The sequence below is a fragment of the Porphyromonas sp. COT-052 OH4946 genome (assembly GCF_000765965.1).
In the GTDB taxonomy this organism is placed as follows: domain Bacteria; phylum Bacteroidota; class Bacteroidia; order Bacteroidales; family Porphyromonadaceae; genus Porphyromonas; species Porphyromonas gulae.
Genome location: NZ_JQZY01000024.1, coordinates 1 through 16,343, shown reverse-complemented (window position 1 = coordinate 16,343; position 16,343 = coordinate 1). Strand labels below are relative to the sequence as shown.

The following is a 16,343-nucleotide window of genomic DNA, read 5'->3' as shown; positions in this document are numbered from 1 at the left end:
TTCATGGCTTTTTTGGAACGACAATTCAAATGGCATAACTTTGTCCGGACAATAAAAACCACAAAAGCATGGATTTACATTTCGAAAATATCCGGCGGGAATACGACAAACGAAGCCTTTCCGCCAGCGACCTGACACCTACTCCTTTCGACCTTGTCACCAGATGGCTGCAAGATGCGGTCGAAGCCAAGACATATGAGCCTACAGCCGTTATCGTCGGGACAGCTACTCCTGACGGTCGTCCCAGTACGCGTACCGTTTTGCTGAAGGAGTTTATGAACAACGAATTTATCTTCTACAGCAACTATGAGAGTCGCAAGGGACAGCAAATGGCTGCCAATCCGCACGTCTGTCTCACATTCCTCTGGCATGAACTGGAGCGTCAGATACATGTGGAGGGGGATGTACGCATTTTGGAGCCGGAGCTTAGCGATGCTTACTTTGCCACACGCCCGTACAAAAGTCGGGTAGGGGCACGCATTTCACCACAGAGTCGTCCCATACCGGGACGTTCTTTCATCGTACAGGAGTTCATGAAAGAGTCGCTCAAATATGCCGGTCGCACTGTGCCACGTCCTGACACTTGGGGAGGCTTTGCCGTAAAACCGATACGAATAGAATTTTGGCAAGGGCGCGAAAGTCGCTTGCACGATCGCTTCCTGTACGAACTCCAGCCTGATGGTTCTTGGTCTGTTCACCGCTTAGCTCCATAATTCTTCGTCACTCAATACAAAAACTATCCCATTCGAATGAAACAAAAACTAACTCTTGCGATACTGTTTATGTCTTTCGTTTCTTTCTTTGGTTGTGCCTGCAAAAATGCAGCGCAGACAGATACCTCGGCGGACAAGTCGATCGTGAACAATGTCAATGCCGATCGCTTCCGCGAATTATTGGCTGATCCCGCCATACAATTGATCGACGTTCGTACTGCGGAAGAGTATGCCCAGGGTCATATTGCCAATGCCAAGCTATTGCCCGTCACGGACAGTAACTTCAAGGAGCAGGCCGATCAGGAGTTGGACAAGGCTCGTCCCGTAGCCATTTACTGCCGGAGCGGAGGACGAAGTGCCAAAGCTGCCGATATTCTTTTGCGTAGAGGCTATTTTGTTTACAACCTTCTCGGCGGATACAAAGGCTATCCGTACAAGTGATTAATCGTCTGAGAACCATGGGGAAGAGCGAGCCACGAAGCAATGCCCCATGGCTCATGTTTCTTTCCTTTTATAGTTTCTCTCCGCCAATGGATTGCCCTAAGTCCTCATATATCGTTCGAATAGCAGCCATCCTCTGCTTATTTGTCGGCAGGCCTTTGTCTGCGCAGAACTATGTGGATTATGTCGATCCGCTGATCGGTACGTTAAGCTCTTTCGAATTGAGCGCGGGCAATACCTATCCGGTCATCGGTATGCCGTGGGGGATGAATAGCTGGACTCCGATGACCGGTATACCCGGTGACGGCTGGCAATATACCTATTCGGCACACAAGATTCGCGGATTCAAACAGACTCACCAACCCAGTCCGTGGATCAACGACTACGGCCAGTTCTCTCTCCTTCCTCTTACAGCACCGTCGAGGCCGTCTTCAAGTGACTCCGTGGCTCTGACTAAGTGGTGCAAGCAACTCTTTTCGGACGAACAGGCTTCGTGGTTCTCGCACAAAGCGGAGACGGCGACACCATACTATTATAGTGTCTATTTGGCCGATTACGACACACGTGTGGAGATGGCTCCGACCGAGCGGGCAGCTATCTTTCGCATACGTTATTCCGGCAATGCCGCGAGCAGCTCCGGTCGATGGCTCCGTCTCGATGCCTTTAGCGATGGTTCGGAGATTAGCGTCGTAGATCCGTACACCGTAGTGGGCATATCTCGCAAGAATAGTGGAGGTGTGCCGGCTAACTTCGCCTGTTATTTCATCTTGCAGTCCGATACTCCTATGGTCGATGTCCTGCTTCAGACAGATGCCGGCAAGACAGGCGAGGGTGCAAGGGCGTGGGCAGCCTGCTGCTTCGATTCGCAAGAGGTTACCGTTCGGGTGGCATCTTCTTTTATCAGTGCCGAGCAGGCCGAAAGAAATCTTGCAGAAGTCAAAGGGCGGAGTTTCGACCGGATCAAACTCGCCGGTCGCGAAGCTTGGAATAAGGTACTCGGACGCATACACGTAGAGGGAGGAACGGAGGACGAGCGTACTACATTCTATTCCGCCCTCTATCGCTGTCTGCTTTTTCCCCGTCGCTTCTATGAGGAGGATGCTTCCGGCAATCCTCGGCATTACAGCCCCTACAATGGAGAGGTGCTTTCCGGTTATCTTTATACCGATACCGGATTTTGGGACACTTTTCGTGCCCTTTTCCCCCTGCTCAATCTGCTGTATCCCGATGAAAACATTAAAATTCAGGAAGGTCTGCTGAATGCATATCGCGAGAGCGGTTTCTTCCCCGAATGGGCCAGTCCGGGCCATCGGGATTGTATGATAGGCAACAACTCTGCTTCTGTCCTCGCCGATGCCTACCTCAAGGGCGTTCGGGTAGGAGATACCCGTACGCTGATGAACGGACTCTTGCATGCTACGAAAGCCGTCCATCCGAAAATCTCCTCCACGGGTCGTAGCGGTTGGGAGTGGTACAACTCCTTAGGCTATGTTCCGGCTGATGCAGGCATCAACGAAAGTGCTGCCCGTACGCTCGAATATGCTTATAACGATTGGTGCATCTTCCGACTTGGGCGCACATTGGGTTTGGATAGAGCTACGTTGGACACATTGGCTCATCGTTCGATGAACTATCGTCATCTGTTCGATCCGGAGACCAAACTCATGCGTGGCAGGAATCGGGATGGCAGTTTCCGAACACCTTTTTCCCCTTTCAAATGGGGAGATGTATTCACGGAGGGCAATGCCTGGCACTACACTTGGTCGGTCTTTCATGATGTGCAGGGGCTTATCGACCTGATGGGAGGCGATCGCCTGTTCGTGTCTATGCTCGATTCCGTATTCAATACCCCTCCTATGTTCGATGAGAGCTATTACGGGTTTGTCATCCACGAAATCAGAGAGATGCAGATAACGGATATGGGCAATTATGCTCATGGCAATCAGCCCATACAGCATATGATATATCTGTACAATCATGCCGGCTATCCGTGGAAAGCGCAGGAGAGACTACGCGAAGTGATGGGGCGGCTCTATCGTCCTACTCCGGACGGGTATTGTGGCGATGAGGACAACGGACAGACTTCGGCTTGGTACGTTTTCTCCGCTCTTGGCTTTTATCCTGTTACACCCGCTACGGATCAGTATGTACTCGGTTCACCGATTTTTTCTAAGGTAATACTCTCTTTTCCCGACGGACACAAAACGGTGTTGCATGCTCCCGCCAACAGTGCCGATACACCTTACGTTCGGTCGATCAGCGTAGATGGAAAAGAATGGACCCGCAATTACCTGACTCACGAACAGCTTCGCTCTTCTGCATCCATTCGGTGGACGATGGATGCAAAGCCCGATTATAGCCGCGGTACGAAAGAAAGCGACAGACCTTATTCCTTCTCTATAGAGCAACAGACCCACGTTAATCACAGTAATTAATCATACATTTCCCCTCTTCGGACTATGAATACGAACAAAGCATTTACGCCTCGATCTGTACTGATGAGCCTGCTTGGCTTCTTGATTCTTACACTAAGCTCTGCCGGATGTAAAGACGATGTCCAGACGGACATATTCAAGGATCCGGTGGACTATGTGAATCCTTATATGGGCAATATCAGCCATCTGCTCGTTCCCACTTTCCCCACTGTACATTTGCCCAATAGCATGTTGCGCATGTGTCCGGCACGGGCTGACTATACCTCCCAGTTGATGGACGGACTGCCCTTGCTGCTGACCTCCCATCGTGGAGCAAATGCGTTCCGCCTCAGTCCGTTGAATCAACTGCCGGATTCCATCCCTACAGTTGCGAGATATACCTATGACAATGAATCGGTACGTCCCTACCGCTATTCTGTTTTGCTCGATGAGGAGGATGTAGAGGTGGATTTTGCTCCTTCTTTTCGCAGTGCCATTTACCGCTTGCGCTTCAATGCCGACAGTAGCCGGCATTACCTCGTCGTTCACTCTGAGAAAGGAGAATTGACAGCCGAAGGCAATGCCATATCCGGCTATCGGTATCTTCAGGACAGTACGCGGGTATTCCTCTACATGGAGACGGAGCAGCAGCCTGCGGCCTACGCCCGCCGTTCGGAAAAGGGCGAGTACATCTGGAATAAGGGGACGGCAACGGGCAAAACTCTCGTACTGAACTACGATCCGGTCGGATCGGATCTTTTCCTTCGCTATGGTATTTCTTACATCAGTGTGGCACAAGCCAAAAAGAATCTTCGTCAGGAAATACAGGCTTACAATGTGGAAGTGGTCTCTAAAATGGGACGGAACGAGTGGAATAAAACTTTGGGAAAAGTTCGGATCGAAGGAGGTACGATTCCTCAGCGACAGGTATTCTACACCAGTCTTTATCGTACCTACGAACGGATGATCAATATCTCGGAGGATGGTCATTTCTACAGTGCCGAAGATCATGCTGTGCATCCGGACAGGGGCATTCCTTTCTATACGGACGATTGGGTGTGGGACACCTATCGGGCTGTACATCCGCTGCGTATTCTTTTGGAGCCGGAGATGGAATCCCACATGGTCAATTCCTACATTCGTATGGCCTTGCTGAGCCCCGAAAAATGGTTGCCTACCTTCCCCGAAGTCACGGGTGACAGTCATCGTATGAATGGCAATCATGCTATAGCCATGCTTGCCGATGCCTATGCCAAAGGTCTTACGGGATTCAATCTGAATGAGGCGTATACGGTAGCCAAAAAAGTGATGGCCGAGAAGACGTATGCACCCTGGCAGCGTATGCCCAAAGGTGCACTCGATCGTTTTTTCGATGAGAAAGGCTACTACCCTGCACTGCCACAGGGGCAAAAGGAGACAGACCCTACCATACACTCTTGGGAAAAGCGGCAGGCTGTAGCCGTTACGCTTGCTATCGCTTATGACTACTGGTGCTTGAGCCGGTTGGCGCAGTTCTCAGGGCATGAGTACGAAGCGCGTGAGTTTCTGCGTAGGAGCTACGACTACCGGCATCTATACAATTCGGAGACGGGATTCTTTCATCCCAAAGATGAGAAGGGACGCTTCATTCAGCCTTTCGATTACGAATTTGATGGAGGTCCCGGCGCACGTGATTATTACGATGAGAACAATGCCTACACTTATCGCTGGGACGTACAGCACAACTTCCATGATCTGATCGCCTTGATGGATGGACCGGAGCAGTTTGTCCGCTTCTTGGACGAGACTTTCCGCACTCCGATGAGCACGTGGAAGTTCAACTTTTATTCCAAGCTGCCTGACCAGACAGGCAATGTAGGTCAGTTTTCCATGGCCAATGAACCGAGCCTGCATATACCTTATTTATATGTCTATGCCGGTCAGCCATGGCGAACGCAGAAGTTGATCCATGAGCTTGTAAACGAATGGTTCCGAAACGACCTGATGGGAGTCCCCGGAGACGAAGATGGCGGAGGACTGAGTGCATTCGCTGTCTTTTCGATGATGGGGTTCTATCCCGTCACGCCGGGTTTACCGGTCTATGTGATTGGTAGTCCTTTCTTCAGTAAGATAACGATCGATCTCGGTGGCGGCAACCACCTTACGATCATCGCCAACGGTGCCGGAGCAGAAAACAAGTACATCCAAAAGGCTGTGCTCAACGGGAAAACTTTGGATAAAGCATGGTTCCAGCACAGCGACATAGCCCAAGGCGGCACGCTGGAGTTGAAGATGGGACCGCGCCCCAACAAACTATGGGGAGTCGATACGCCTCCCCCTTCTGCCGATCCCTATCCGGGCGACTGATCTGTTTCTATAACCCTAAAGCTTGCTTCCGCCTTCGCGAAGGATGGTGTAGGGCGAGGTGGTACAGTCTACTACGGTGGTCTGCTCGAACGGGATGATCCCTCCGTCGAGTACCATTTCTACCGTAAGGCCATAGCGTTCTTCGATCAGCTCGGGATCCGAAGCGTATTCGGGCGTTTCAGGATCGAGGGGGAGCGAGCCGGTCAGCAAAGGACTGCCGAGCGATTCGGCCAGAAGACGGGTCAGCGGATGAAGAGCCAGGCGGATACCTACTTGCTTCCGATTCTTGAATACCTTGGGCAGCGAACTTCCGACCGGTAGGACGAAGGTATATTTCTGCATATGATTGTCCTTCATATAGCGGAATGCCTCGTTGTCTATACGGCAGTATTCGGCTGCCATGCTCATATCCGAACACATGATCGAGAGGCTTTTGCGCCGAGGATCCACACCTTTCAGCTCACATATCCGCTCTACGCTCCGATTCTGGAGAGCATCGCATCCGTAGGCATATCCTACTTCGGTGGGGTAGATAATCACTTTGCCATCGCGAAGAGCCGATACGGCACGCTCCAATTCTCGTCTGTTGGGGTTGTCGGGGTAAATCTTGATGATCATATTATTTCAGTGTATATCGAAATAGGGTGAAAGTCTTATACTGTCTTCTTTTGTGAAGGTCGGTAGCTTCAGTAGTTGTACCCAGCTACCCTGCCATTGGCTGCTACGCAGCAGCCGTTTGATCTCGGCCCGTTGCTTATAGTTGATGTATGGATGCCGAAGGATACTATCCCCTACGACTCCTTTTAGATCGATACGATCCGGTTTGATTCCTATTTTGAACCACGGTCTCAGATTGCAAAACCGTTCGTAGTCCATACCATAAACCTCCTGTAGCTGTAGCACGGTATAGTAGCCACCAAGCTGTCGGCGGTATGATACGATGCGCCGAGCGAATGTAGGCCCTATCCCGGGTATGCGTGTGAGTGTGGCCGAGTCGGCTGCATTCAGGTCGATCACTGTACCACGGGGAAATTTGTCGGTCGATCGGGCATAGGCTTCTCTGACAGGAGGCCCCACGTAGTCTGCATCGGTGACGATGCTGTCCCGGACTTTCTTGGGGGATCGCTTTGAAGGGGAATAAGATCTGACGTAATCCTTCTTTTCCTCTTTTTCCATCGGCTGATCGGCCTGCGTTTGAACAGCTTCGGATAAGGGTGCGCTGCCACTGGCCGGCCTTGCTTTGAAGATGAATAGCCCGATGATGACCATCATCAGGAGTAGAGCGCTGATAATGCTTTCCGATTTGCCGAAGTGGAAGAAATCTTTCATCTACGTGTCGGGAGCTTGTCTTGTGGTTGGTTTATTCGGAGAAGAGCAGCCCATCGCGCATGTGGAGGATGCGGTCGGTGCCGGCTGCCAATTTCTCATCGTGGGTGACTATCAGGAAGGTCTGTCCCATCTCTCGGCACAGACGGAAGAAGAGAGCATGCAGCTCTTCCTTGTGCGTTGAGTCCAGACTGCCGCTCGGTTCGTCGGCAAGGATGATGGCCGGATGGTTTACCAAAGCACGTGCCACGGCTACTCGCTGCTTCTCACCGCCGGAGAGTTCCGAAGGCTTGTGCGAGGCTCTGCTGCTGAGGTTCAGCTCGGAAAGCAGTCGTTCGGCTTCTTGCGAAGCCTCTTTTCGGCTCTTTCCAGCTATCAGAGCCGGTATCATCACGTTTTCCAGAGCTGTATATTCGGGCAGCAACCGATGAAATTGGAAGATGAATCCCAGCCGTCTATTCCGAAATTCGGCTTGCTTCCGATTGTTCATACTCATTATATCGGTGCCGTCGATGCACAATTCTCCACTGTCTGCCCGATCGAGCGTACCCAGGATTTGCAGCAGCGTAGTCTTTCCGGCACCGCTTGTGCCGACGATGGAGACTATCTCTCCGCGATCGATGGCAATGTCTACCCCTTTCAGTACTTCCAGTGAGCCGAAACTCTTGCGAATGTTGCGAGCTTCTATAATCATTGTTCGGTCAGTTTTTCTATTACATAAGCGGCTATCCTGCAACCGAAAATAGCCGGCATATAGGATATGGTACCGGCTGTGGAGCGTTTGCAGCGTTCTCCTTCGATCTCCATCACAGAACTTTCGTCCGGCAATTCGCTGCTGAATACAACCGGCACGCCACGTGATATTCCTAGCTTGCGGAGCCGTTTGCGGACGGCACGCGCCAACGTACAGTTGTACGATCGGGCTATGTCCGCCACCTCGATAAGCGAGGCATCGCGTTTGGCTCCTGCTCCCATCGAACTGATCACCGGCAGGCCTCGCCGCTTGCTTAGGGCGATGAGGAATACTTTCGGGCTGAGCGAATCTATGGCATCGACCACAAAGTCGTATTTGGCTGCATCCAGCAGCTCCTCCATGGCCTCATCTTTTAGAAAGGAGGCAACGGGGTAGACCTTTACCCGAGGATTGATATCCAGCAGACGATCGGCCAATACCTCTACTTTAGGCCGGCCGACGGTGCTGTGCAGGGCTATGATCTGCCTGTTGATATTGGACGGATTCACTACATCGGCATCTACTAAAGTAAGTTTGCCCACTCCTGCTCGGCAGAGCATCTCTGCAGCATAGCCACCTACTCCGCCGGTGCCGACGATCAGTATATGCGAGTGACGCAGCCTGTCGGCTGCTTCCGTGCCTATGAGCAGCTCCGTCCTCTCATCCCAACTGTCGCCCATGAGGAGCTTTTCCGTCTCTTCGGTCATTTGATCCCCCTTTCATCGAGTGCTTTGCGGTAGAGAGCCGCATTGCGTTGGTGTTCGGCATAGGTGTGGGCAAAACGGTGCCGGCCGGAGAAGTCCTCCTTGGCACACATATACAGATAGCCGTGCCGATCCGCTCGGAGCACGCTGTCCATGGTCGAGGTCTTCGGTAGCCGGATCGGGCCCGGTGGCAGTCCTTTGTTTTTATAAGTGTTGTACGGAGAGTCCGTCTGCAAATGGACATGCAGGATCCTGCGGATGGAAAAATCTCCTATTGCGAACTTCACCGTCGGATCGGCCTGCAGGAGCATTCCCTCACGCAAGCGACGGATATAGAGACCGGCTATCTGCGGGTATTCATCAGCTTTGCCCGACTCTTCCTCCACGATGGATGCGATAACGGATACTTGGATCGGCGTCAGCCCCAATGAGTCGGCCAGACTCCGCCGCTCAGCTGTCCAATAGCGATCGTAGTATCTCTTCAGCCTCAGCACCAACTCTTTCGGCCTGATGTCCCAATCCACTTCGTATGTCTCAGGCAGAAAAAGACTGCGGATGGAGTGTGGATCGAATCCCAGCGAATCGCAGAAAGCGGAATCGGCCAACAGGGACGAAAGCTCTTCCGGCTTCATCATCAGTCTGCCCGTCATCCTTCCGACGAGATCCTCCTGTGTGCGGACGTGGCGAAGGTGAAAGCGTACAGCCGACTGTTTCCCGTGCGCCAAAGTCTCCAATATCTGCTTGGTATTCATTCGCGGAGCTATCCCATAGCGGCCCGGGCGGAGCTTCTCTCCTAATTTATAATAGCGAGCTGCCAGATGAAAAAACGAAGGCCTTCGCAGTCGGGTATTCTGCTGGAGCTGTCGCTCTACATCGGTCAGTTTCGTAGTTGGTCGGACGTATATATAGGTGTTTTCCCGGGCATTGCCGGCAGGAGACAGCAGCAGGTAAGCTCCCAGCGAGACAAGGGCAATCGGTATGAGCAGCAGTGCCGTGACCCAAAGGATGAAAGCTCTTCTGCGCGTGCGACTCCTTCTTTTTCTGTGGGAGGCGGATCTGCCGGAGGTCGTTTTCTTGCGTTTTTTCTGAACCATGCCCAAAGATAAAGCATTTATCCTGCTCCGGAGTTTCGTCAAAATCGTTACGGCTCTCCATAAATCTCAAAGCGTGCATAGCTTCATATAGGTGTAAAAGCATGCGAGGCATACCCTTTCTTTGAGCAACTTAGTTGCCCTCTCTTCATACCATAAGCCCTCTCTAAAATTACGTGCCAAAAAAGTTTTCAACAACGAAGCTGAGTTTAGAATCATTCCAAATAAGCATCTGAAAAGAAGTGGATTTTGAAGTCGGAAAAATCATAAATCGACCTTTGTGAAGTAAAAAACCTCTATTCAAAAGATCGAATGCTGATCTATATATAAAACGTTTTCGATTTATATATAAATCATTTTCCATTTATATATAAAACGATTTCAATAAATATATAAATCGAAAACGTTTTCTATATAAATCCCATCCTTCTAAAAACCTTTTCGTAAGGTAATAAAACGACGACACCCACCCGATTTCTTCTTGAATCGAGCGGGTGTCGTATATGTTTTGGAGACTTACAGCAGAGCTACATCTCACTATTCATCATAGGCGTATCAGCTCTTCATCCGAATACTGCGATGAAAGACGCTTATATCAGCCCCCATGAATCGTCTCAATGGATTGTTGCTAAAAGAGAAATCCGTATGCATATCTATTGCCATATATCTGTCATTCAGGTGATTATATCCGGTGTATAAGTCCTCTCCTATATAATTCTGTTTATACTTTTGCGAGTTGCCTATCGCTCTGCAAATGTAGCAAAAAAGCCCAACCCCGATGCCCCGAAATCTCTGCTGTTTATCCCATCTGTCGCACTTGACAGCAGAAAAAGCATCTCCTTAGTGGCTGCTTTCAAAAGCTTATCATAAATTTTTCCAAGATTTCCGCTTAATATATAGAATGTCAATTCCTTAATTCCCCTAATATGTGTTTATTTCGCTTGCTATAACTTCATATCTTTGTAGGCAAAATCGCTATACAGAAATCCGAAGAGAGAAAAGATATACAGCAATTCTATCAAAGAGGAGTTTTAGCAAAGCGAGGTGCTACAGGTACAGTTCAACAAACGGTTGAGCATGGATTTTAGTCTCGCCTATATTTATGCTTGCAATCGTAGGCACGCAAGCTTCTCTACTTTTTTCAGTGTGGCAGATTTGATTGATGCAAACTCAGGGGATTTAGTGAAATAAAGACAGTATGAGTACTAAGTTTTTCAATAACAATCATGGTAATACACTCTTCGAAAAATTTAAGGGTATTGCAGAGGGTATGCCAAATCTCCATTCTTTTTTAGCTGTAGTAGGCTATTTCCGTTCTTCGGGATACTTTAAGCTACGAAAAGAATTGGGCGATATTTCTGAGATTAAGATTCTGGTAGGAATCAATATCGATGATATTTTTCGCAAGCACAACAAGGCTTTGTTGATGTTGGCCGATGAAGAAAAAGCCAAAGAGATTTACCACAGTGGATTTAAGGAAGATATCGTCAATGCTTTGTACTCACGCGAAGTGGAAGAAGGCATTTTGCAGATGTGTGAAGACCTCGTCTCCGGACGTTTGCAAATGCGTATCCATGCTACGAAGAACCTGCATGCGAAGTTCTATCTATGTTTGCCGGAAAACCACAGTGAGCATAGTGACGGTTGGGTGATTATGGGATCTTCCAACATATCCGACTCCGGATTGGGAATCAAGCAGCCACCCCAATATGAGCTTAATGTGGCAATGAAAGACTTCGATGAGGTCAAATATTGCTCCGATGAATTTTGGGCTTTGTGGAGCGAAGCGATTCCGCTGACAGCAGAAGACATTGGCGGTTATACAACGGAAACATACTTGGGCTATCAGCCCACACCCTATGAACTATATATCAAGGTACTGATTGACACCTTTGGTGATCAAATAGAAGACGATTTTTCTATTCAGTTGCCTGATGGTGTTAAGGATTTGAAGTATCAGAAAGATGCTGTTATCCAAGGCTATCAAATGCTGATGCAGCATAATGGTTTGTTCCTTGCCGATGTGGTGGGTTTGGGAAAGACAATGATAGCCACAATGATAGCCAAACGCTTTGTGGAGGAAAATGGCAGAAATACGAATATCCTTGTAGTCTATCCTCCGGCTCTCGAAGATAACTGGAAGAATACACTGAAGCTGTTCGGCATCTACAAGAAAGCACAATTCATTACCAATGGCAGCCTCTCAAAGATCCTTGAAGGACGTGACCAATATAAGGATAAGGAAGAATTCGACTTGATTATTGTAGACGAAGCGCATGGCTTCCGTAGCGATAGCTCCGGCAAGTATGATGAATTGCAGAAGATATGTAAGTCGCCATGTGCCAATCTGGGTTTCCTCAAGAGTTTACAGAAGAAAGTGATGCTTCTTTCAGCAACTCCATTGAACAATCGCCCGGATGATTTGCTGAATCAGTTGCTGTTGTTCCAAAACAGTCAAGGCTGTACTATTGATGGTATTCCCAATCTCAAAGGCTTTTTTACCCCACTCATCTATGAGTACAAGAAGTTGATGCGTGAACGTGCTCAGCGTGATGTCACTTCCGAGGTTGATAAAATATATGAGCAGATTCGTGGTAAAGTAATCGATAAGATTACTGTCCGCCGTACCCGAAACAATATTCTCAACGATCCCGACTATAAGGCGGATATTAAATCGCAGGGTATTATATTCCCCAATATCTTACCCCCAAATGAGCTGGAGTATGAAATGGATGTTGATACAAGAGGGCGTTTCTACGAGACTCTCAAACAACTCACAGATGGTCGTTCTGAAAACAATCCCCGGGGCAAAGGACTTGACTATGCTCGTTATCGTGCCGTTGAGTTTTTGAAACTCGAATACCGTAGCAAATACAAAAATGCGGTGCACATCGGTCAAACATTAGCAGGTATCTATCGTGTGCACATGGTTAAGCGATTGGAGAGCAGCTTCTATGCTTTCAAAAGATCACTTCGCACTCTTCTCCGTATCACTAATGATATGATTAAGATGTTTGAGGAGAACAAGGTTATCATTGCCCCCGATTTGAAAGTGAAAGACCTCCAAGCAAAAAATATGGAGCTTGACCAGATTATCGAGTATGCAGTTGCAAAAGGATATGTTCGAGAGGATATTCTTTTTACCGCCGACTGCTTCGATCCCATATTTCTAAATATGCTCCATCACGACAGGGAGATATTGCAACGCCTCAATTCCGACTGGGAACAGGAGCAAGACGACCCCAAATTTGACAAGTTCCGTGAAAATCTTACTCATAAATTCTTTGACAAAGCAATAAATCCATCAGGTAAACTGGTGCTTTTCTCCGAGAGCGTAGACACTTTGAGTTATCTCTATGAAAGACTGACAAAAGAAATTGGCCGTACTGACGTCCTTATGGTAACAGCAGCTAACCGTAACCGTTTGATGCCAACCATCAAAGAAAACTTCGACGCCAATTTCGAGAACGAATCAACGAAGTACAATATTATTATAACCTCAGATGTGCTTGCCGAAGGGGTAAACCTGCATCGTTCCAATGTAATTGTCAATTACGATTCGCCATGGAATGCCACCCGCTTGATGCAGCGTATAGGTCGTGTAAACCGTATCGGATCAGTTGCTCCCAGCATTTACAACTATATGTTCTACCCCTCGCAGCAGGGAGATAAGGAAATTCAGTTGTATAAGAATGCACTTGTTAAGCTGCAAGGTTTCCACTCTGCATTTGGTGAGGATGCACAAATCTACTCCAAAGAGGAAATCGTGAAGGTGTTCAAAATGTTCGACAACAATGTCAAGGATAGTATCGACAAGAAGATCGCTCTTCTTCGGGAGGTAAGAGACGTCTATAATAGTGATCGTAAGCTTTATCACAAAATCAAAGCATTGCCAATGAAAAGCCGTGTAATGCGTGAAAAAGATAAGCATAGAGGCAAGTCCGTAATCTTTGTTTCTTCGAATGTGAAAATGGAGTTCTACTTGGCTACGTCCAAGGGAGTAGAGGCGATTGATTTCTTGGATGCTGTAAAATATCTCAAGGCAAAACCGGAAGAATTGCCTATACCATTCACCAACGAGATAGAGCACTACAAGCACGTCAATTGTGCATTGGATCAATACACTACGGAATATGTAGAGGCTGCTGATACCTCATCTATTAATCGTGTAGATCTTGATAAGACTTCGCTTGAAGCCAATAAATTCCTACGTACCATCAAGCAGATTACGACTGATACCCAATTGAAGTTGCAATGCGATACTCTCATCAGATATATCAATGAGGGGATCTATTCCCAATTACCTCGTTATCTGAAATCTTTGTCTCGAGAGTACAAAAATGATCGCCTCAAAATGAAGCAGGAAGAGTATAAACTGCAAATGGAAATCGACAAGTTGATCGTGGGGTATCAGACAATGAACAAGGAACAACGCCACAATGCTCAAGATGTTTCCAATCCACAAATCATCATATCTGAATACTTCAAATAAGAATTATTATGGCAAACGCATATACCCCCGATGCTCTAAGAATCCTGTTTCAATCGTCATTCAACTTGGAACAATGGTATTCGTTCCTGCAAGGTTTCTTCCACGTAAGTGAATTGAAAGAAAAGCCCGAAAGGATCATCGGTGATTCAGCTGATGAGGGTTATTACCTGGGAAGCATCGATACCACTGATAGTTATCGTATAGGCTTGTTTCATTACAAAATCAAGAAAGGTTCTGTTGTCAACAAGCGTGTAGGGCTTCGCAATCTTGTCAAGTCCTTTATCAATCCAACTTGGGGGGAATTTGATGCCGCTCTTGTCGTTTTCGATGATGGCAACCACTGGCGTTTGTCATTTATCAGTGATCTCAAAGGAGACAGTACTGCTCCCAAACGATATACCTTCGTTTTTGGTGAAGCTGCGAATTGCTATAATACGGCTGTTAGTCGCTTTGTTAAGCTTCAAGGGGCAGGAGTTAGTTTCAGCACAATCAAGGAAGCCTTCTCTGTAGAAGCTCTCAACAAAGAATTCTTTGATAAGTATAGAGAGCATTACGCAGATTTTGTACAATATATTACGGGAAAGCGTTATGTGAAGCAAGGAGGGAAGTGGATTGAGAAACTGATAAGTGAGCCACATGTCCAACTGATGGCCCAATTTATAGGAGATGAAAAGCGTGTCCGAGATTACATTAAGAAACTGCTTGGGCGTATTGTCTTCCTGCACTATCTGCAACGCAAGGGGTGGCTGGGAGTCCCTGATGGTAAAAATTGGGGCGAAGGTGATACTGGGTTTATGCAACATCTCTTAGAATTTGCTACACCTGAGCAAAAAGAAAACTTTGTAGAAGTCGTCTTAGAGCCTCTATTCTATGGTGCTCTCAATACAGACCGTACAGTAGAGGGTGACCTTTTTAACACAGGTGTAAACTTCCCCGACATTGGTACTACGGTGCGCATCCCTTATCTCAATGGAGGATTATTTGAGCAGGATGAAAATGATTTACTTACCGTCAAATTTCCCAGTGAATATTTCGCACGATTGCTCGACTTCTTCTCACAATACAACTTTACCATTGATGAAAATGATCCTAATGATGCTCAAGTCGGAGTAGACCCCGAGATGCTTGGGCGTATCTTTGAGAGTCTTCTGGAGGACAATAAAGAGAAAGGAGCATACTACACGCCTAAGGAGATTGTGCAGTATATGTGTAGAGAATCACTCATCGCTTATCTACAAACAGATATAGATGAACAGAGCGAGGCTCGCCAAGCCATTGCTGATTTTGTGCGTAGCAATGATGCTAATTGCCTTCTGAAATACGAAGCCGGACAGGAGACCTATAATCTTTCCTCTATAGTATTAGAACGACTTAAGGAAGTTAAAATTTGCGACCCTGCTATTGGGTCAGGTGCTTTCCCTATGGGATTATTACGCGAACTCTACCATTGTCGTATAGCTTTGGAGGAGTTGTCTGTTACTCCCTCTGAAATCAAAAGTCAAATCATCAAAAACAACATCTATGGTGTAGATATTGAGCAAGGGGCTGTAGACATAGCTCGCCTACGCTTTTGGCTCTCTCTTGTTGTGGATGAGGATATGCCTCATCCTCTACCCAACCTCGACTACAAGATTATGCAGGGAAACTCCCTCCTTGAGAGCTACAAGGGACATGATTTGAGCAAGATATTAGATAGTTCAAATATTGTCTATCCACAAGAGGCTGAGCTATATTTACAGTTTGCCGATGATGAAAGCAGCACAAACCAAATTTTGCTGCGTCGTAAACTCGAAGCCTACTATGGTTGCCATGATAGCAAAGAAAAGCAGCACCTAAAAAATGAAATTAAAGACATTATTAATCGGCAAATCGAGAACATTAGATTAGAGAAGGGGGTACAGAGAGCTTTACATGAAGAAGTCGAGGCTAAACGAAAAAAAGTGGCAGAACAAGAAGTCTTAGATATCTCCAATATTGATATCATGGGTAATCCATACTTCTTCCTTTGGCACACTTGGTTTGACGATGTCTTCAATCGCCCCTCAGGACGCAACGGTTTCGACATTGTCATCGGTAATCCACC

The 16,343-nt window shown here is 47.7% G+C and carries 11 protein-coding genes; 6 read left to right on the top strand and 5 right to left on the bottom strand.

Annotation, left to right across the window (positions count from 1 at the left end):
* Positions 1 to 68 precede the first annotated feature (68 nt).
* The 4 genes from pdxH (at position 69) to HQ50_RS08240 (ending at position 5,914) form a co-directional block, all read left to right on the top strand.
* Positions 69 to 713 (top strand): pyridoxamine 5'-phosphate oxidase, encoded by a 645-nt coding sequence (gene pdxH / locus HQ50_RS08255; RefSeq protein WP_039418002.1) that lies wholly within the window; start codon positions 69 to 71, stop codon positions 711 to 713.
* A 36-nt stretch (positions 714 to 749) separates the two neighbouring features.
* On the top strand, positions 750 to 1,154 hold the full coding sequence (locus HQ50_RS08250) for a rhodanese-like domain-containing protein (RefSeq protein WP_033317196.1): 405 nt from the start codon (positions 750 to 752) through the stop codon (positions 1,152 to 1,154).
* A gap of 89 nt (positions 1,155 to 1,243) precedes the next feature.
* A complete protein-coding gene (locus HQ50_RS08245) occupies positions 1,244 to 3,589 on the top strand; it encodes a GH92 family glycosyl hydrolase (RefSeq protein ID WP_039429657.1) in 2,346 nt (781 codons plus the stop codon).
* A gap of 24 nt (positions 3,590 to 3,613) precedes the next feature.
* Positions 3,614 to 5,914 carry a GH92 family glycosyl hydrolase gene (locus HQ50_RS08240; RefSeq protein WP_039429654.1) on the top strand — a complete coding sequence of 767 codons (2,301 nt, stop codon included), beginning with the start codon at positions 3,614 to 3,616 and terminating at the stop codon, positions 5,912 to 5,914.
* A 15-nt stretch (positions 5,915 to 5,929) separates the two neighbouring features.
* On the opposite strand, the gene HQ50_RS08235 is transcribed toward HQ50_RS08240, so the two are convergent.
* The 5 genes from HQ50_RS08235 to mltG are packed head-to-tail and all read right to left on the bottom strand — an operon-like array spanning position 5,930 to position 9,771.
* Complete coding sequence (locus HQ50_RS08235) at positions 5,930 to 6,532, bottom strand: L-threonylcarbamoyladenylate synthase (protein WP_018965999.1); 603 nt, start codon at positions 6,530 to 6,532, stop codon at positions 5,930 to 5,932.
* Between the two features lie 6 nt (positions 6,533 to 6,538).
* A complete protein-coding gene (locus HQ50_RS08230; protein WP_039429652.1) occupies positions 6,539 to 7,243 on the bottom strand; it encodes a ComEA family DNA-binding protein in 705 nt (234 codons plus the stop codon).
* 31 nt (positions 7,244 to 7,274) lie between these two features.
* On the bottom strand, positions 7,275 to 7,934 hold the full coding sequence (locus tag HQ50_RS08225; RefSeq protein WP_081960071.1) for an ABC transporter ATP-binding protein: 660 nt from the start codon (positions 7,932 to 7,934) through the stop codon (positions 7,275 to 7,277).
* Positions 7,931 to 8,680, bottom strand: a complete 750-nt coding sequence (locus tag HQ50_RS08220) for a ThiF family adenylyltransferase (protein WP_039417994.1) — start codon at positions 8,678 to 8,680, stop codon at positions 7,931 to 7,933. Before HQ50_RS08220 ends, HQ50_RS08225 begins: the two co-directional genes overlap by 4 nt.
* Positions 8,677 to 9,771, bottom strand: a complete 1,095-nt coding sequence (gene mltG / locus HQ50_RS08215) for an endolytic transglycosylase MltG (protein WP_039429649.1) — start codon at positions 9,769 to 9,771, stop codon at positions 8,677 to 8,679. The genes HQ50_RS08220 and mltG overlap by 4 nt, the downstream gene beginning before the upstream one ends.
* Positions 9,772 to 10,966: 1,195 nt before the next feature.
* Between mltG and HQ50_RS08210 the strand changes: the two genes are divergently transcribed.
* Positions 10,967 to 14,260, top strand: coding sequence for a helicase-related protein (locus tag HQ50_RS08210; RefSeq protein WP_039429647.1), 3,294 nt, complete (start codon positions 10,967 to 10,969; stop codon positions 14,258 to 14,260).
* Between the two features lie 8 nt (positions 14,261 to 14,268).
* On the top strand, positions 14,269 to 16,343 hold a 2,075-nt coding region (locus HQ50_RS12215; protein ID WP_039417990.1), incomplete at its 3' end, for a DNA methyltransferase.

Bases quoted from the DNA above. Each gene is read 5' to 3' on its own strand.
- pdxH (WP_039418002.1), top strand. From the start codon at position 69: ATGGATTTACATTTCGAAAATATCCGGCGGGAATACGACAAACGAAGC.
- HQ50_RS08250 (WP_033317196.1), top strand. From the start codon at position 750: ATGAAACAAAAACTAACTCTTGCGATACTGTTTATGTCTTTCGTTTCT.
- HQ50_RS08245 (WP_039429657.1), top strand. From the start codon at position 1,244: ATGGATTGCCCTAAGTCCTCATATATCGTTCGAATAGCAGCCATCCTC.
- HQ50_RS08240 (WP_039429654.1), top strand. From the start codon at position 3,614: ATGAATACGAACAAAGCATTTACGCCTCGATCTGTACTGATGAGCCTG.
- HQ50_RS08235 (WP_018965999.1), bottom strand. From the start codon at position 6,532: ATGATCATCAAGATTTACCCCGACAACCCCAACAGACGAGAATTGGAG.
- HQ50_RS08230 (WP_039429652.1), bottom strand. From the start codon at position 7,243: ATGAAAGATTTCTTCCACTTCGGCAAATCGGAAAGCATTATCAGCGCT.
- HQ50_RS08225 (WP_081960071.1), bottom strand. From the start codon at position 7,934: ATGATTATAGAAGCTCGCAACATTCGCAAGAGTTTCGGCTCACTGGAA.
- HQ50_RS08220 (WP_039417994.1), bottom strand. From the start codon at position 8,680: ATGACCGAAGAGACGGAAAAGCTCCTCATGGGCGACAGTTGGGATGAG.
- mltG (WP_039429649.1), bottom strand. From the start codon at position 9,771: ATGGTTCAGAAAAAACGCAAGAAAACGACCTCCGGCAGATCCGCCTCC.
- HQ50_RS08210 (WP_039429647.1), top strand. From the start codon at position 10,967: ATGAGTACTAAGTTTTTCAATAACAATCATGGTAATACACTCTTCGAA.